Here is a 17854-nt window from a genome sequence, read left to right as displayed (position 1 = left end):
AGCGCCGCGCCGACCGACCACAGGCCGGCTGCCGCCGCGATCTGGGCCGGGGCGAGGGCGGCGGCCACCGGCTGGGGGAGTTCCTGGGCCGCGACGGGCTCGGGAACATCGGGAGCAGGTGTGGCCGCGCTCCCCGCCGCCGTGGCCTCCGCTGGCGTGCCCTCCGCCGTCGTGGCCTCCGCGTCCGCCACCGGGCAGGCGCCGAGGACGGCGGCCCGGTGCAGACAGCGGGGCGCGAGCAGGCAGGTGCAGCGGGCCTGTTCGGCGGCGGTGACCGTACCGGAGGGTCCGGGTGTCAGGGTGACCACGGCGTCCTCGCCGCAGCCGACGGACACGGTGTCGCCGTCGACCGCGGCGCGCACGGCTGCGTACTGCTCGGTCGCCGCGTCCAGCTTCTTGCGCAGCCGGGAGGTCAGACTCTCCACGGCGGCGGCCACCACATCCGGGGCGACGGGCGGGAGTTGCTCGTTCATCGGGGTTCTCCGCGGAGGCGGTCGCCCACCCAGCGGGCGAGAGCGAGTGGGCTGAGGGCGGCCACGGGCATTCCGGCCGCGACGAGTTGCTGGGCGACGGGCACCGAGTAGCGCGGGGCTCCGGTGTCGTCCAGGGCGGCGCAGCCCATCAGGTGGACACCGGACGCGGCCAGCGAACGTACCTCGCTGAGCAGACCGCCAAGCGGATAGCCCTCCTCGAAGTCGCTGACGACGACCACGAGGGTGCGGCTGGGCACCGTCACCAGCGAACGGGCGTGCGCGAGCCCGGCCGCGATGTGGGTGCCGCCGCCGACCCGGACCTCCAGGAGGAGGGACAGAGGGTCGGCGACCTGGTCCGTCAGATCGATCACCCGGGTGGAGAAGGTGAGGAAGTGGGTGGAGAGGGTGGGTACGCCGCCCAGCACGGCGGCGGTCAGCGCCGACCAGATGACGGAGGCCTCCATCGAGCCGGACACGTCGACCACGAGGATCAGCCGCCAGTCCGCCTCGCGCCGGGACCGGGTGCTGAAGACCGGCCGTTCGGGAACGACGACGGTCCGGCCGTCGTCGAGCCGTCGGGTGTGGGCGAGGTTGGCCCGCAGGGTGCGGGGCAGATCGATCCGGCCACCGGGACGGCGGGTCGGGCGCGGGCTGGCGAGGCCGGTCAGGGCGGGGCGCAGCCGGGTGGCGAGTTCGCGGGCGAGTTCGTCGACCAGGCGGCGTACGAGCGGCCGGAGCCGGGCGAGTTGCTGCTCGGGCATGCCTCCGGCGAGGGAGAGGACAGAGGCCAGCAGCTCGACGGAGGGGCGTACGGCGTCCGGGTCGAGCTGTGCCAGTACGTCGGTGCGGCCCATGCCCGCCGCCCTGCCGAGGACCTCCTCCCGGACCTCGGCCCCGAACAGGGCGTCGAGTTCCCCGGCCCATTCACGGGCGGTGGGGAAGGCCCCCTCCTGGCCGCCGCCGGTTGTGTCGCCGACGTCGGTGGCGCCCTCGCCGCGCCCGGCCCCGTACAGCTCGTCGAGGGCGTGCGCGTAACGGCGGGCTCCGGCGGGGAGCCGGTCGGTCTCCCGGCCGAGCAACAGCCGCCACCGGTCGGCGGGAACGAGGCGCGGCTCCGTCGCGGCGGCCGGTGGCGTCGCGGTGCCGGCCGGCGCGGTGGTCGTCGTCGCGTCGGCCGGCTCGCCCCTTGTCGCTGCGGGGTCGGTTACAGCCCGGGGCACGGTCGCGACGGCGGCTGGGACTGGGACTGGGACTGCGGGTTGCGCGGGGCCAGGCCCGGCGTCAGCCCGTGTTCCCTTCGCGGGTTCCGGCTCGGTGTACTCGGGTGCTGTCTCGGCGGTCCCGGGCGGCTGAGTCGATCCGCGTGCTTCTTCGGACGTGTCCAGGGCCTCCTGAGCCACCCGATGGGCCGAGCCGTCGGCACCGGTCACGCCGTCCGTCGGTGCCGCCAGGCCCAGGGCGTTGAGTGCGGCGAGCCCGGCGGTGTCGGCGGCGGTCCACCGGGCGATGAGTTCGGGCGGGGCGGCCAGCGTGAGGTCGAGCCGGTCGCCGAGGCGCTCGGTGATGGTGTGCAGCAGGCGGTCGCGGGCCGCCGGGGAAAGGGTGTCGAAGCCGCCGCGCAGCGCGGGCAGACGGTCCAGGAAGGCCTGGTCGGTGAGCCTGTCGATGCGGTCCAGCAGAGGAGAGAGGGTGGCGGGGGCCGCCTGGAGCAGCGGTCCGGCGGCGGTGAGCAGTCCGGTGAGCAGACGCGCCAAGCGGTGGCGGCCGTCCGGGCCGGTTGCGGCGTCGACCCAGCCCGCGGCTCGGGCGCCGAGCGCTTCGGGGCTGTCGAGGTCGAGCAGGACCCTGGCCGCCGGCGCGGCCCCCTGGACGAGCGGGGAGCCGGTGCGCGCGAGTGCGCCCAGGGCGTCGTCCATCCGCAGCCCGAGACGGTGTTCGCCGGCCCTGGACGCCAGGGCGACCAGCGCGGCGGCGTCCTGCGGATCGTCGCTGCCGGCCAGCCCGGGGAGTGCCCTCACAGCGGCTTCGAGCAGGGTGACAGCCAGCTCGGCGGCCTGCCCGCGTCCCGCCGGTGTGGTGCCGGGCAGGTGGCCCCGGCGCAGCGCCTCCAACAGGTCGAGGGCGTCGAGGAGTTCGGGGAGGGTGGCGGCGGAGGGAAGGACGACGGCGGCCTCGGCGAGGCGGTCGGCGACCAGATCGGGCAGGTCGCACCGGGCCGCGTCGCGCAGCCCGCCCAGGAGCTGCGCGCAGGTGGCGCCGCCGTCGGCCGTCTCGCGGCGGTACGTCTCGCGCAGCGTTCCGGCGGCGGCCTGGGCGGCGTTGACGCCGCGTACGCCCGCCAGGTCGAGCCGCGCCGGCACGGACGGGGTCCAGGCCAGCCGCCATCGGGTGGTGAGGGCGGAGCCGTCCCCCGTACCGGTCACCGCGACCGGCTCGCCGTATCCGACGCCGCACACCTGGAGCCGCTGGAGCAGGATCTCCCGCCTGCCGTCGAGTTCGGACCGCAACGGGTCCAGACGCGTCTCACGGGCTTCCGCACTGTCCGGGCCCGGCAGCCGCAGCGCGGCCAACTCCTCCTCCACCGACGGGCCAAGACCCGATCGGGGCGTGCCGGGCGCGATCCGTCCCCGCTCGGCACCCACCAGCACCGTTTCGAGCGCGCGGGCCAGCGCCCGGCCCCGGCCCAGCGGTTCGCCCTGGCCGAGCACCGTGGTCACCGCTTCCAGCAGCTCCCCCCGGCCTGGCGCGGGCAGGCCGCGCAACCTGGCGAGGTCGCAGGCCAGTCGCAGGGTTTCGGTGGCCTCGCCCGTGCCCGCGGTGTGCCCGGCGGCGCGCATCTCCCGGCACAGCCCGGTGATCGCGCGGGCGGCGGCGTCGCGCACCCGGCCGGGGTCGCCACCTGCAGTGAGGACCGCCTGCTGCCAGCGTGGGTCACGGATCCCGGCGGGGTATCCGGAACGCGAGTCCAGCAGATCGAAGGCGTACGGGACCAGCGAGGTGACCGGCGCCCGGCGCGCGGCCCCACTCGTCGTCCCTGGGGTGGCCGGGACGGACCCGGTCGAGTCCGCACCGGCCGGGCCGACCGCGGACCCCGTGGCGTTGCCCGGCGGGGCCGGGGTGGTGGGTGTACGGGTGTTGCCGGGGGTGGCCTCGGCGGGGGCGGCCGTACCGGCTTCGGCGGATACGGGGAAGGGGTCGGCCGGGACGGTGCCGTCCGCAGCGGCGTCGTTCTCCGCGACGCGGTTCGCATCGGCCACGGTCGGCACCGCGTCGTCCAGGCCGGTCAGGGCCGGGGCGTGGAAGGCGCCGACGACGGCTGCTACGCGGCGGCCACCGGCGGCGGCCTCGATGAGGACGCGGCGCATATGGGCTTCGCGGGCGAGGTCGGTGGCGGGGATGCCGCCGGTGGCCGCCGCGTCCTGGCGGAGGGCCCAGCCGACGCCGAGGGCGGCGCGGCGGACGGCTTCGGGCGTGCAGCCGGGGGCGAGGACCTCCACGGCGCGGTCCCAGAGGTCGTCGCCGTCGCGTCCGGTGCCGGCGGCGGTGAGGCCATCGGCGTAGGCGGTTCCGGCGTAGGCGGGCGGGGTGGCCGTGCCGGGCACTGGACCGCTGCCCCCACCGGACTCCGCGCCGCTGGCCGCCGGGCTCGGCCGGGCCGGTGCGGACCAGCCCGCGTCGGCCAGCGGAAGGTCGCAGCACAGCACGGTGGCCCCTCGCTCGCGGGCCCAGCGGATCGCGGCGAGTTCCGGCGAGAAGTCGGCGAAGGGGTAGAAGGCGAGCCCGCCGTCCTCGCCGGCGCCGGCGACAGCCAGCGGGGCGACGGCGCGCGGGTCGGCGAGATGCGGCAGCCACCGCTGGAAGTCGCCCGGCAACTCGACGCACACCACCTCGGCCCCGGCGGCGTCCAGCAGGGCGGGCACGGCGGAGGCCAGCGCGGGGCTGTGGTGCCGTACGCCGAGAAGGTACGGCCGTACGGAGCCCGCGAGGGCCGCTACCGCCTCCCGGGGGTCGGTGACGGTCAACGCAGGTTCTCCCGCAGGTCCCAGAGGCGGCGCCACATGGCGGAGCCGTCCTCGGCGCGGCGGCGGACCGGGCCGTCCCAGTAGCCGAGGAGGCGCCCGTGGTCGGCGGGGTCGTCCTTGCGAACGACGCCGAGGAGGTGCCCGGGTACGAGGTCGAGGAGGTCCCCGGCCGGGAGGTAGGCGGCGGCCAGTCCCAGGGAGGCGGCGACCTGCACGGCCTCGGCGGTGGACATCACCGTGCCGGGCCGCTCGACGTCCCAGCCTTCCGCCGAGCGGCCGGAGCGCAGGTCGCGGAAGACGGTGACCAGCGCGTCCAGTACGGCGTCGTCAACGGCGAAGGAGGCGCCGGCCCGCTGGACGGCGGCGGTGGCCTGGCCGCGTACGAGAGCGGTCTCGGCGTCGGCGTCGGCGATGGGGTGGACGGTCTCGAAGTTGAAGCGCCGCTTGAGGGCGGCGGACATCTCGGAGACGCCCCGGTCCCGGAGGTTGGCGGTGGCGATGACGCTGAAGCCGGGCACGGCGGGGACCGACGCGTCGGCCGTGCCCGCGAGTTCGGGCACGTTCAGACGCCGGTCGGACAGGATCGACACCAGGGCGTCCTGCACCTCGGGCAGGCAGCGGGTGATCTCCTCGATCCGGGCGACCTGCCCGCCGCGCATCGCGGTCAGCACCGGAGAGGCCACGAGGGCCTGCGGGGTGGGCCCCTGGGCGAGCAGCAGGGCGTAGTTCCAGCCGTAGCGGAACGCGTCCTCCGTCGTGCCGGCCGTGCCCTGCACGGTGAGGGCGCTGGTGCCGCTGACGGCGGCGGCCAGCAGCTCGGAGAGCATCGACTTGGCGGTGCCCGGTTCGCCGACCAGCAGCAGGCCGCGCTCACCGGCGAGGGTGACCACGCAGCGTTCCACCAGGGCGCGTTCGCCGACGAACTTGGGGGCTATGGTCAGCCGGGCGGGCAACGTCTCATGCGGTTTCGGCAGTTGCAGGGTCTCGCCGCCGCTGCCGCAGACGAAGGTGACCACGGCGCGCGGCGTCAGCGCCCAGCGGGGCGGGCGCGGACCGTCGTCGTGGGCGGCGAGGAAGGCGAGTTCGGCGGCGTGGCGCTCCTCGGCCGGCAGTGCCTGCCGGGCGGGTAGCGCTGTCGCCTGTTCCATCAGGGTCATGGGATTCCTTGTGCTTTACGGATTACGGGGTGTCCGTACGGAAGTCGGGGTCTCCGGCGGGGCCGGGCGGGGTGAGGTGCGGGGCCGGGGAGTCCGGCGCCGCACCCCACCGACCGCCTGCTCAGCGGCGTCGGCCGCGCCGGACCTTGAGCTCCTGGAAGCGAGGGCCGTCGCCTTCACGGACCCGCTGCCAGGCCCTGCGGTAGAGATCGGCGACGGGTTCGGCCGGCACGATCACCCCGAGCGCCGGATGGTCGCCGCTGACCAGGTCGTACAGCGGCAGCTTCCACTGCTCCAGCGGAAGGCGCGGGGACTTGGGGTCCACCCAGCCGCCGGGCAGGAAGAGCGAACGCCCGGCCCGGGCGCGGCTGGCCTCGACGACCAGGCCGGAGGCGGCCAGTTCGGCGCGGGCCGCCTTGAGCCGGGCAGCCCCGCCTCGGTGTTGCTGCCACCCCGTCCAGCGCGCGGTGTTGCGGTCGGTCGGATCGGGCATCGCCAGCAGCATCAGGTGGAGCACGGCGGAGTCCTCCCCGAGGCCGTACTCCTTCGCCGCCTCGCCGACCAGGTCCGGCACCGACCGGGCGGGGTCCTGCGGCCACCAGGTGCCGTCCTTGTCCCGCGCCCCCGCCTGCGGGTCACCGGGATCGGCCAGGAGGGCCGCGAAACGCGGGTCGCCGGCGGTACGCAGCGCCACCTCGGCCGCGAAGGGCCGCTGGTCGCCGGTGCGCAGGACGGACAGGAACGGGTCGGTCCCTGCTTCGTCCAGCAGCGCCGTACGGATTCCCGGCGCGGGCTGGTCGTCCGCCGTGGCCATGATGACGGCGCCGTAGCGCTCGTAGCCCTCGCCGGTCTCGGTGGGGGCGCCGGCCACCTTGCGGAAGTCGGACAGGCTGACGTATTCGTCGAGGTCGAGCATCAGCCCGGGGTTGGCCAGCCGGTCCCGTACGGCGCTCAGCGCGGCCGGGAGAGCGGCCCGGATCGGGTCGCCCGCCGGGAGCCGGTGGGCCAGCCAGGCGGCCAGGGTGACGGTGCTTGTCAAAGTGCCGGCGGTGAAACCGGTGGCGTCCTTGTCGGCCGGGTGAACCCGGTCACCGCTGACGTGCCAGGTCAGATCGCGGCTCAACTGCGGTTCGGCGGCCGGGTCGAGAAGCGCGGGCAGCGCCCGGCTGGGCTCCCACGATGTCCTCACCGCGCGGACGGCCTCGGCGAGCAGCGCCTCGGGGACCGCGGCCCGCCGGCCCAGCTCGGCGTTCCAGACCTGCGCGGCGGCGGCCACATCGGGGCCCTCCGTCCACAGCCGTGCGGGTTCGGCGGGCAGCAGCGCCCGGACGACGGCCCGCCGGAAGCCCGCGTCCAGGCCGCGCAGCTCGTCCTTGGCCAGGGCGGCGTCGGCGACCTTCACCCCGAGCGTCGTACGGGCTCCGGTGGTCAGGAAGTTCCGCTCGTACCTGTCCACCTGCGGCAGTCCGGCCACGATCAGCCTGGCCGTGGTCGGCGTGACCCCGGTCAGGCGGGTGAACTCCTCGGCGGCCTCGGGGAACCAGGGCGCAGCACCGCGCCCGGCCAGCTCGGTCAGGAACGCTCGGAGCCACCCGGCCTCCCGGGCCTCGCCCACCGGGGACGAGGACGTCACCGTGTAGGGCGCGGGAACCTCGAACAGCCCGGCCGGGTCGTGGAAGAGCGCCGTGAACTCGCAGCTGCCGGTGTCCGGGCGTTCCACGTCGACGAAGGCCAGGAACGCGCCGCCGCCCAACCGGAGCAGACCTCGCCAGGACCCGGACCGCACAGTGCCGTCGGCCAGGGTGAACAGGCCGCTGTCGAGCCGCAGTTCGAAACGGCGCCACCGGGCCGGGTCGACCACCGCCAGGCCCTGGGTGTCCAGTTGGCGGAGAAGCTCCGCCAACGCCTCCCGGTGCTCCGGCTCGGTGGTCGCGGCAGCGGCCCGGAAAGCCGCGGTGATGGCCAGGTCGGGAAGGGACTCCCAGTCCAGCCGTGCCGACGGCAGTTCCGGCCCGTCGAGGTGCAGGCGGACCGCCGGAACCGGCTCGGAAGCGTTCCGCAGCGCCTCGCCGACGAACCGCGCCTGGCGGCAGACCTGGTCGGTGTCGTCGTAGCCGTACCAGGAGTTGACGTGGCCGAGCCCGCCCAGCGCGGCGTCGAGCAACCGGTCGGCGGGACCGACGGGCCCCTCCTCAGGCTGCCCGCCCGCGAGTTCCAGGGCGAGCCGGGCAGCCGCCGCGTCCAGCGCGATCTGCTGGGTGGCCGCGAACCGCACCACGGCGGCGATGCCCGTCACCAGTGCGTCATGACCGACCTGCGGCAGCAGCGTACGGATCAGCGCGGGCAGTTCGTCCGGGTCCGCCGCCCCGCGCTCCCGGGCGGCGTCGGTCAGCAGCGCCGCCGCCGTGTCGCGGTCGACGCGGCGCAGCGCCTCGGAGCCCTGCGGATCACGGGGCCGGAGGAAGTGCCAGAAGCGCAGCGGGGGCAGCACCAGCGTGCCGGCCGCGAACGTGCCAGGCTTGTTGTCCGTCTTGGCCGTGGCCGTGACGACGCCGTCCTGGTCGATCAGGCTGAGGTTGTAGGAGCCCGTGACGACGGCCACCGGCCGGTCGGCGCCGGGGAAGAGCAGCGCCCGCACCGGCCGTCCGGCGTCGCCGGGCAGGGTGACAGCGTTCCCGGCCGGGTCCTCGCCGCGCAGCGAGCCGTCGGGCAGCTTCACCACGCGCCAGCCCAGCAGCCCGCCGCCCGGAGCGGGCAGCACCCAGCCGGACTCGAAGGTGCTTCCCGCCGGGGCGGTGCGGGTGGCGTCGGCGAGGAAGCCGGGCAGGCTCCGCCGGCCGCGCTCACCGGTGGCCGGGACATACTCGTACCAACCGGCGGTCTCGCGGTCCTGGCCGTCCCAGTCCCACACCCAGTACGAGGTGCCGTCGCTGATCACCGACCGTTCCTCGGGGACGGCGGTGTCGCCCCGGTGCACCACACCGGTGCCCGTGGTCCGGCCCCCGCCGGGCAGCGGGAGGGTGACCGCGCCGAGGTTGCCGAGATAGTTGACCTGGGTGCCCCGGGTGCCGGCGCCCTGCACGGGCTGCCGGCGGTCGGCGGAGTGGTGCCAGTAGCCGCGCAGCTCACTGTTGGCCTCGCGGGACCGCCAGTAGACGAGCAGTTCGCCGTCCACGTAGTGGCATCCCGGATCGCCGTAGCAGTCCTTGTCCGGAATCCGCAGGTCGTGGGTGAGCACGCTGCCCTCGGCGCCGAGCACCCGGACCTGCGAGGAGCCGGAGGCGATCAGCTGCGGCCAGGCGTCCGCGACGACCAGGTCGTCGATGTCCTTGGCGGGCACGAGCGCGGCGGCGGCCTCCTCCCAGGCGGGCCAGCCCAGCTCGTCGAGGAGCCCGGCCCGCAGGGTCCGTACGAGGACCGGGGCGAGGTCGGTGCCGACCGCGGCGCGCACCTCGTCCTCGGCGAGGGCCAGGGTCTCGCCCGGCAGCCACGTCAACCGGCCCAGGGCGTCGGGCAGTTCCGGCAGACCGACGGCGGCGAACCGCCCGGCGACCTCGCGTACCCACTCCGTCAGCATCGGCCGCCCGCCGGGGGACCGGGCCAGTACCCGCAGGGCCCGCAGACCGTCCTTGTCGTTACCGAACCGGTCGGCCCCGCGCCGGAACGCGGGCCGGAAACGGGGATCGGCCTCCAGCGCCACCAGATCGCGCCGATCCTCACCCTCCGCCCACTGCTCCAGGCTCAGCCCGACGCGCTCCTCGGGATCGGCGACCGGCAGCTCCAGCGACAGCAGCAGGTCCAGCAGGTCCACATCATCGGTCGTGACCGGCAACGTGCCACCGGACCCGGCCAGTTCGGAGCGCAGCCGGTCGGCCATCCGCTTCACCAGCGGGTACAGCCCCGGCAGCCGGCCGCGCCGCCGCCACCCGGAGTCACGGAACGTCAGGAACCGCCCGAGCCAGCCCGCGGCCCCGTCCGCCGGGCGCTCGGCCTCCGGCAGCGTGCCGTCGCAGAGCCCCGCCGTGGCGCCGGACTCCTCCAGCAACTCCAGCCACAGTCCCGGCAGTTCCCTGTCGTCGCCCGAGGGCATCAGCGCCAGCAGCGTCCCGCGCACCTCCGGCTCCCGCCGGGCCAGTGCCGCCAGCGCCGGACGGTGGGCCTTCCACCAGCCCGCCGCCGCCCGCAACGTGGCGGGCAGCGCCAGCAGTTCGGCCAGATACGCGCCCTCCTCCGCCACCGGGTCCAGTCCCGCTGCCTTGGCCAGCTTGCGCAGATCGCCCGCCATCTGGGCGGACGGTGCCAGCCCGCCCGCCGTACGCCGCACGCACAGCCGGCGGAACCGGTGGAACGCCTCCTGCGCCGGGACCCGCGCGACCAGCTCCTTCGCGTACCCCGACAGCACCTTCACCGGCAGCGCCCCGGCGAGCGCGAACTCCAGGAACACCGCGTCCAGCCGCTCCTCGTCGACCGTCAGACCGTGCTCGGCCTCGGACCTGCGGGCCCGGGTGAACATCTGCGCCGCGTACGTGGCGTTCTCCACGCCCAGGAACACCCGCCCGGTCTGTTCGTAGAAGGTCGGCAGGAAGTGCGGCACGGCCGCCGCCAGTTGACCGGCGAGCACCTGGTAGGCGTCCAGCGCGGCCTTCGGCTTGGACTTCGCCTGCCGTGCCACCCGGTCCAGCTCCGGTACGACACCCAGCGCGTGGTGGCCGTCCGCCGGGTGGTGCACCAGCACCCACTCCGGGAAGCCCAGCGACTGCCGCAGGCCGAGACCGACCTCGGCCGGTTCGCCGTCCGGCTCCAGGCCGAGGAAACCGGTGGCCAGGTCCTCCGCCGCGCCCAGCTCGGCCGCGACCAGCCGCACCACCACCCGGCCGTCGAGCCCCGGATGCCGGTACGCACGCGCGGTCAGCGGCACCGCCCGCTCACCGGCCCCCTCCGTACCCGGCGGCAGCACCGCCCCGGCCGCCAGCAGTTCGGCGGCCTCCGTCTGCCCGACGGTCCCCGTGTCGCTCATGCGTCCGTGCCCTTCTCGATCTTGCGGCCGGCGTACAGCGCCGCCGCCATGCGCATCCCCTCGGACCAGGCGACCGGGCCGACCCGGGCCGGTCGCACCGTGCGACCCGCCTCGTCGCTCCAGGTCAGGCCGCCGGTCTCGGTGTCCCCGTCCCAGTACGGCTCCCCGATCCACACCGACGCCTCGACACCGCGCCCGCCGTCCCGCACCCGGGAGGTCGCGTAGCCGCCGGAGACCCGGTAGCCCAGCGAAGTCGCCCGCGCGGCCAGCCCGAACCGCGAGTCGTACGTCCCGCCCGCGAACTCCCGTATCTCGGTGACTGTTTCCGCGAGGCCCTCCGGCCTGAGCCAGGTGGCCCGGTGGATCTGCTCCACCCGCTGTGTCACACCCAGCTCCGCCGCGAACTCCCGCAGGTCCTCCAGGTCGGGCAGCAGCACCGGGTGCGGCAGCGTCACCGTACGAGGTGACAGCCGGACCGTCTCGCCGTCCAGGTTCACCACCCGCAGCTCACCGGCGTCCGTCGCGTCCCGCAGGAAGCCCACCTCGTCCGGGTCGTCCCCGACGACCGCGAGGTCACGCAGCGCCGACTGCCACGCCTCGTCCGGCCACAGCCGGGCCAACAGCCCGGTGGGCACCGGCAGCGACGACACCATCCAGGCGTCCACCTGCGCCACGCACGCCACCGCGTGCCGGTCCAGCCACTCGCCGAACCGCCGCAGCCGCTCCGCCTCCGGGTGCTCCCGCACCGCCTTCGGCAGCGACTTCAGCTGCCTTCCCGCCGCCCGTCCGGACGTGGCCCGCGCGGCCACCCGGCCCTCCACCAGGGCGACTTCGTACCCGTCGCCCGCCGACAACCAACCCATCGGTCCCCACCCCTGACACCGTCCGGAAAACAGCACGCTTGAGCCGGTGCGTCCCGGTCTTGCTCTGACGATGCGGCGAACGCTATCGGCAGCCACTGACAAGCGGTCCGGCGGATCCTCCGGCACGGAACGGGGAGAACTCCTCCGGCGTCCGCGAGTCGATCGGCGTTCGGCGTTCGGCGTCGGGGATCAAGGGCGGGAACGCGGTGCGCAGGTTCGACTCCGTGCGAGCCGCCGGCAGATACCCCGTTATTCGATGGCGCTGCGGCCCCGGATACCTCTAGGCTCGGTGGCGTTCGAGTGGCAACCCGCGTTTGCCGTGGGTGATCTGTGCTTGGGAGGTGTGACCGATGGCTGTCGTTGAGATGGGCGCTGCCCGCATCCGGAAGTTCATCAAGTCCACTCCTGTGGCCGCCGGCTGACCACTCTTCTCCCGCGCCTGTGAGCGCGGTGCCGGGGCCACCCTTGTGAAGGGTCACCCCTTGTCTTTCTCTCCTCTCCTGGGTTCGTCCTCGTCTCCCTCTTCAACGCATCCGCTCGTGCCGTACGGCTGGGACGCGGACTGGGAAGCCGAGTTCGCCCCGTATGCCGGGCAGGGTCTCCTGCCCGGTCGTGTCGTGCGGGTCGACCGTGGCCAGTGCGATGTCGTCACCCCGGTCGGCACGGTCCGTGCCGACACCGAGTTCGTCGTTCCCCGTGACCCGATGAAGGTGGTGTGCACGGGGGACTGGGTCGCCGTCGACCCCGAAGGCAGCGACCCGCGGTACGTACGGACACTCCTCCCGCGTCGCACCGCGTTCGTGCGCTCGACGTCGTCGAAGCGTTCCGAGGGCCAGGTGCTGGCCACCAACATCGATCACGTCGTCATCTGTGTGTCGCTCGCGGCCGAACTCGACCTCGGGCGGATCGAGCGGTTCCTGGCGCTCGCCATGTCCAGTTCGAGCGGCGAGGCCCTGCTGAATACGTCGGCGTTCTCGTGGCACTCGGGTGCGCAGCCCGTCGTGGTGCTCACCAAGGCCGACCTCGTCCCGGACACGACGACCCTCTCGTACCTTGTCCAGGACGTGGAGGCCGCCGCCCCCGGCGTGCCGGTGCTCACCGTCAGCTCCACCGACGGGGACGGCATCGACGTCCTCGCCGCGGTTGTCGCCGGCGGTACGGCCGTGCTGCTCGGGCAGTCCGGTGCGGGCAAGTCGACGCTCGCGAACGCGCTGCTCGGCGTGGACGTCATGGAGGTCCAGGCCACGCGGGACGCCGACGGCAAGGGCCGGCACACCACGACCACCCGCAACTTGCTCGTCCTGCCCGGTGGGGGCGTCCTCATCGACACTCCGGGGCTGCGCGGCGTCGGCCTCTGGGACGCCGGTACCGGCGTCGGCCAGGTCTTCGCCGAGATCGAGGAACTGGCCGCCGGATGCCGCTTCCAGGACTGCGCCCACACGGCGGAGCCCGGGTGCGCGGTGCTGGAGGCGCTCGACTCGGGGGTGCTGGCTCAGCGGCGTCTCGACAGCTACCGCAAGCTGCAGCGGGAGAACCAGTACATCGTCGCCAAGACCGACGCGCGCTTGCGGGCGGAGATCCGGAAGGACTGGAAGAAGAAGGGGGCGGAGGGGAAGGCGGCGATGGAGGCGAAGCGAGGGCGGCAGCGGTAACGCTGCCGGGGGACGCGGGGGTTGTGCAGCCCCCGCCGCCCGCTGGGGGCTGCCGCCCCCAGACCCCCGCATCGGCCCTGAAGGGGCCTCGACCTCGTCCTCAAACGCCGGTCCGGACACTCCAGACGTACCACTCCGGGGTGATCACGGGTGAACACCCTCACCGCCCATCTCGCCCGCCCTCACGGGAATGTGCCGGTCCCCACACGGGACATGACCGCTACACCCCATCCGAACTTCATGCCGTCATGATGTGGCGCGCGGGAATCTGCTGGTTCGCACCACATACACCAGACCGGCACCGGTTCAACGGAACGTACGGGCCGGGAATTCGCTGGTCCCTACTACACACCAGACAGTGAGAGCGGGTTACCGCGTACCCCACCAGCCCGGAAACGGCGGTCTGAGTGCCCGACTCTCACACCGGCTCCACCCGTGCACCGCGCATCCATTCGGGGTGGCCGCGGGTGCCCCGACGACAGAGGGGCGCGACCACCCGTCGAGCCCGTGTACACCTCGATGCCCGCTAATTTCGTTGAGCGCGCACCCTGCGATCGTGTTGGCTGGCGGCACCGAACTGTCAGTACCGCAGGTGTCCGCTTGGCTGTAGCAGGGAGTTGAACGTGCAGGACATTGTTGTCGACCCCGTTGCCCACAATCGGGCAGCCTGGGACAAGTGTGTCCAAGAGGGCAACGAGTGGTCGAGGCCGGTGAGTGCTGAGGATGTCGAGCGCGCCCGCATGGGCGACTGGTCGATTGTTCTCATCGGGCGTGAGCCGGTCGACCGCTCCTGGCTGCCGACGGACCTGACCGGCAAGGACGTGTTGTGCCTGGCCTCCGGCGGTGGCCAGCAGGGTCCGATCCTCGCCGCCGCAGGGGCGCGGGTCACCGTATTCGACAACTCACCTCGCCAGCTCGGCCAGGACCAGATGGTGGCGGAGCGCGACGGACTCGAGCTGCGCACCGTCCTGGGCGACATGCGCGACCTCAGCGCCTTCGGCGACGCAACATTCGACGTCGTATTCCATCCGGTCTCCAACCTGTTCGTACCAGACTTGGCGCCGGTGTGGCGTGAGTGCTTCCGCGTCCTGCGACCGGGCGGAACTCTGCTCGTGGGCTTCCTCAACCCTGATGTGTATTTGTTCGACCACGAGGCACTCGACGAGCGCGGCGAGCTGACCGTCGTGCACAAGCTGCCCTACAGCGATGTCACGCAGTACTCCGTCGAGGAACGCGCCACGAAGTTCGGCGCGGATGCCCCTCTTGAATACAGCCACACCTTCACCGACCAGATCGGCGGGCAACTCGCCGCGGGGTTCGTCCTCACCGGCTTCGCGGAAGCGCCGCACCAATCCAACGCATCCGCTCAATACATGTCGCACTATTTTGCGACGCTGGCGGTCAAGCCGGGCTGACCCGGCCGCGCTCTGTCGGGGCTGCCACAAGCTCAAGACGCGCGAAGATTTCAGGGTGAGAACGCTGCCGCCTGTTTAAAGGCTGTTCCCGCAGGCCGGGAGCAGGTGCAGCGACCTTGGGAGCGGCTAGGCCAGCTGGTTGCCGATACCTTGCAGGTCGGCGACTGCATTGATGACATTGCCGATACCGTTATTGACGGAGTCCCCGAAGGAATGCGAGTCGAAGTTGAACGACTCGTCACGGCCGACCGGGCCGATGTCCCCTTGACCGGTCCCTTGATCAGCGTGCGCGGTCCCGGTCATGGTCAGGGCAGCCCCTGCGAGGGCGATAGCAGCAAGTGCACGCTTGGTGTGGTTCATGTACGAGTGGTCCCCGTGCTGAATCCGGCGGTAGCGGCGGTTTGAATCCCATTCGGCCCGCGTATGGCACTGCCCCGATATGAGCTTTTCATGGCTCGCACCGAGGCAGGTGATACAGCGGCTAGGCAGTGTACTTTTGCCACATTGTGACAGCTGCTTTCGGATTGCATGCAGAATTCGATTTGTGTGTCACCAAGCAGCGATACTGCTTGCCCAAGTAGGCAGCACGGTCATTCACTGAGTACTGCCGGTTGACTTTCCATTCCGAAAATCCCGCTGCCATGTGATGACGCCCTTTCACCGGACCGGCTCGCTGCCGACCCGCGTGAATCTTCCCACGGCCGACTTTCCCACCCCATCGGAGGTGATCCCCCATGCCGCGTAAGCCCCACCCCGGCAGCGGGTCGGGGCAGCCCGGACGCGGTCCTCGGCCCGTGCCCGCAGGCGGTGGCGGAGTTCGAGCTCGGCGATGGGGCGGCCGGTGGTGTTGGTGGCGAAGCACGTGATCCGCATGCCGTCGGCATCCGTGATCCTCAACTGGGCTCCGGGGTGCGGTCGTTCCTTCCGGACGATCAGCCGCATGCCCTTCGGTCGGCCGTCGAGCATGCCGCCGGTGAGTTCGGCGACCCAGGCCCCGTCGCGGATCTCTCCGTCCGGCTCGACGGCTGGCGTCCATGCGGTGAGCGGCACCGTGAGTACGGCCTGGTGAATTGCGGAACAGACGAGGAAGGGCCCCCGTTCAGCCATACGTCGGGCGGATCCCCTTCGGCCCATCCACAGAACTACCAGTTACGGGTATCCGGTGGACGGGCTGGAGGTGCGGGCCGGCGCCCGAGGGGCACCGCCTGCGGTTCGAGGGCCTCCGGCAAACGGACCGAGACGGGCGGGTGGGTGGGAAACGTGGTGTCCGATAGCCGCCAGCCGCGCATCCCTCCGTACCGCAAACTGGACAGCGTGACCGACCAAGACACCAGGTACGCCGCCGTGCGCAGCAGGGACTCCCGTTTCGACGGCGAGTTCTTCTTCGCCGTCGAGACCACCGGTATCTACTGCCGCCCCAGCTGCCCGGCCGTCACCCCGAAGCGGCACAACGTGCGGTTCTATCCGACGGCTGCCGCCGCGCACGGCGCCGGTTTCCGGGCCTGTCGCCGCTGCCGCCCGGACGCGGTCCCCGGCTCCGCCGAGTGGAACGTGCGCGCGGACGTCGTGGGGAGGGCGATGCGCCTGATCGGCGACGGAGTCGTGGACCGGGAGGGCGTCGCCGGGCTCGCCGTACGGCTCGGATACAGCGCCCGGCAGGTGCAGCGCCAGCTCACCGCCGAGCTCGGGGCGGGCCCCGTCGCCCTGGCCCGGGCCCAGCGGGCGCACACCGCACGCGTGCTCCTGCAGACCACCGCGCTGCCGGTCACGGAGATCGCGTTCGCCTCCGGGTTCGCCAGTGTGCGCCAGTTCAACGACACGATCCGAACCGTGTACGCGGCGACCCCGAGCGCCCTGCGCGTGACGGCCCCCCGAGCCACCCCCGCGCCCACGTCCACGTCCACCCCGCCAGGGATCCCCCTGCGCCTCTCCCACCGCGGGCCCTACCACTCCGCCGCCGTCTTCGACCTCCTCGCCCGCGAGGCCGTCCCCGGCGTCGAGGAGCTGAGCGGCAGCCCGGGCGGCCGTACGTACCGCCGGACGCTGCGCCTCCCGTACGGCACCGGAGTCGCCGCCGTCGAGGAGCGTGGGGCCAGGCCCCGGGGCCGCTGGCTGGACGCCCGGCTGTACCTCACCGACCTGCGGGACCTGACGACCGCCGTACAGCGGCTGCGACGCCTGTTCGACCTCGACTCGGACCCGTACGCCGTCGACGAGCACCTCGGCGCGGACCCCCGCCTCTCCCACCTGGTCGCGCTCCGACCCGGCCTGCGTGTCCCCGGCGCCGCCGATCCGGCCGAGCTGGCCGTGCGGGCGCTGGTGGGCCGGGCGACGGCGGAGCGGCTGGTGACGCGGTACGGCAAACTGCTCGACGCCCCCTCCGGCACCCTCACCCACCTCTTCCCCGAGCCGGCGGCGCTGGCGGAGGCGGCCAGGGCGGACGACAGTCCCCTCGGGGCCCTCACCGCCGCCCTCGCCGACGGCACCCTGCGGCTCGACCCCGGCGCCGACCGCGACGAAGCCCGCCGCGCACTGGACGCCCTGCCGGGACTCGACGCCTCTACCGTCGCAGTCATCCGGGCCCGTGCCCTCGGCGACCCCGACGTCGCGCCGCCCGGCGTGGACGTGCCCGGCACCTGGCGCCCCTGGCGCTCGTACGCCCTCCATCACCTCATCGCCGCAGGCGAGTGGGAGCCCACATCATGACGACACACCCCGCTGTTTCCACGACCGTTTCCGCGCCTGCTTCCGTGACCGTCCACTGGACCGTCCTCGACAGCCCCGTCGGTCAACTCCTGCTCACCGCCGACGAGTCGGGCGCGCTGACCTCTCTCTCCGTGCCAGGCCAGAAGGGCGGCCGGAGCGTGCGGGGCGCCGAGGAGGGCTGGCGGCAGGATCCCGGGCTCTTCCGGACGGCGGAAGAACAGCTCGCCGCCTACTTCGCCGGTGAACTCACCCAGTTCCAGCTGGAGTTGAGAAGCACCGGGACAGAGTTCCGGCAGCGGGTCTGGGACGCCCTCGACTCGGTGCCGTACGGGGAGACCACCACGTACGGGCAGATCGCCGCGCGGATCGGAGCCCCGAGGGCCGCCGTACGGGCCGTCGGTGGGGCGATCGGCGCCAATCCGCTGCTCGTCCTGCGGCCCTGCCACCGGGTGATCGGCGCGAACGGATCTCTCACCGGATACGCGGGCGGCCTCGACCGCAAGCGCCACCTGCTCGGCCTGGAGGGCGTCCCCCTGACCCCGTGACGGT

At 73.4% G+C, this 17854-nt stretch carries 10 protein-coding genes and 1 pseudogene; 4 read left to right on the top strand and 7 right to left on the bottom strand.

From position 1 onward, the window contains the following. The 5 genes from G3I56_RS33570 to G3I56_RS33550 all read right to left on the bottom strand — a co-directional run. Window positions 1-473, bottom strand: a 473-nt coding sequence (locus G3I56_RS33570; RefSeq protein WP_203691262.1) for an SWIM zinc finger family protein, incomplete at its 3' end; no start/stop codon positions are given. Further along, a complete protein-coding gene (locus G3I56_RS33565) occupies window positions 470-4495 on the bottom strand; it encodes a DUF5682 family protein (protein ID WP_164415675.1) in 4026 nt (1341 codons plus the stop codon). The genes G3I56_RS33570 and G3I56_RS33565, both read right to left, overlap by 4 nt. Further along, a complete protein-coding gene (locus tag G3I56_RS33560; protein ID WP_164415673.1) occupies window positions 4492-5652 on the bottom strand; it encodes an AAA family ATPase in 1161 nt (386 codons plus the stop codon). The genes G3I56_RS33565 and G3I56_RS33560 overlap by 4 nt, the downstream gene beginning before the upstream one ends. A gap of 121 nt (window positions 5653-5773) precedes the next feature. Then, window positions 5774-10669: a DNA-binding protein gene (locus G3I56_RS33555; RefSeq protein ID WP_164415671.1), complete on the bottom strand. Its 4896-nt coding sequence runs from the start codon at window positions 10667-10669 to the stop codon at window positions 5774-5776. After that, window positions 10666-11532: a DUF4132 domain-containing protein gene (locus G3I56_RS33550; protein ID WP_164415669.1), complete on the bottom strand. Its 867-nt coding sequence runs from the start codon at window positions 11530-11532 to the stop codon at window positions 10666-10668. The genes G3I56_RS33555 and G3I56_RS33550 overlap by 4 nt, the downstream gene beginning before the upstream one ends. A gap of 482 nt (window positions 11533-12014) precedes the next feature. Here G3I56_RS33550 and rsgA point away from each other — a divergent pair, with 482 nt between their 5' ends. After that, entirely contained in the window at window positions 12015-13184 is a 1170-nt protein-coding gene (gene rsgA / locus G3I56_RS33545) for a ribosome small subunit-dependent GTPase A (RefSeq protein ID WP_164415667.1), read from the top strand. Between the two features lie 623 nt (window positions 13185-13807). Continuing rightward, complete coding sequence (locus G3I56_RS33540) at window positions 13808-14599, top strand: class I SAM-dependent methyltransferase (protein WP_164415665.1); 792 nt, start codon at window positions 13808-13810, stop codon at window positions 14597-14599. Between the two features lie 126 nt (window positions 14600-14725). Here the strand turns inward: G3I56_RS33540 and G3I56_RS33535 are convergent, their stop codons facing one another. Further along, the gene (locus G3I56_RS33535) at window positions 14726-14959 is read right to left on the bottom strand and encodes a hypothetical protein (RefSeq protein ID WP_164415663.1); all 234 of its coding nucleotides are present in this window, start codon (window positions 14957-14959) and stop codon (window positions 14726-14728) included. Between the two features lie 408 nt (window positions 14960-15367). Continuing rightward, window positions 15368-15649: pseudogene (locus G3I56_RS33530) on the bottom strand (IS1380 family transposase); the annotation flags it as partial. Window positions 15650-15913: 264 nt separating this feature from the next. On the opposite strand from G3I56_RS33530, the gene G3I56_RS33525 reads away from it, so the two are divergent. Further along, entirely contained in the window at window positions 15914-17305 is a 1392-nt protein-coding gene (locus G3I56_RS33525) for a DNA-3-methyladenine glycosylase 2 family protein (RefSeq protein ID WP_164415662.1), read from the top strand. Beyond that, complete coding sequence (locus tag G3I56_RS33520) at window positions 17302-17850, top strand: methylated-DNA--[protein]-cysteine S-methyltransferase (RefSeq protein WP_164415660.1); 549 nt, start codon at window positions 17302-17304, stop codon at window positions 17848-17850. The genes G3I56_RS33525 and G3I56_RS33520 overlap by 4 nt, the downstream gene beginning before the upstream one ends. Window positions 17851-17854: the final 4 nt, after the last annotated feature.

The organism is Streptomyces sp. SID12488 (assembly GCF_010548275.1).
Taxonomy (GTDB): domain Bacteria; phylum Actinomycetota; class Actinomycetes; order Streptomycetales; family Streptomycetaceae; genus Streptomyces.
Note: the sequence above shows the minus strand (reverse complement) of the source record. Positions and strands in the feature narration are given on the sequence as shown.

Coding starts and splice junctions, on each gene's coding strand:
- G3I56_RS33560 (WP_164415673.1), bottom strand. CDS start 5,652: ATGACCCTGATGGAACAGGCGACAGCGCTACCCGCCCGGCAGGCACTG.
- G3I56_RS33555 (WP_164415671.1), bottom strand. CDS start 10,669: ATGAGCGACACGGGGACCGTCGGGCAGACGGAGGCCGCCGAACTGCTG.
- G3I56_RS33550 (WP_164415669.1), bottom strand. CDS start 11,532: ATGGGTTGGTTGTCGGCGGGCGACGGGTACGAAGTCGCCCTGGTGGAG.
- G3I56_RS33535 (WP_164415663.1), bottom strand. CDS start 14,959: ATGAACCACACCAAGCGTGCACTTGCTGCTATCGCCCTCGCAGGGGCT.
- G3I56_RS33520 (WP_164415660.1), top strand. CDS start 17,302: ATGACGACACACCCCGCTGTTTCCACGACCGTTTCCGCGCCTGCTTCC.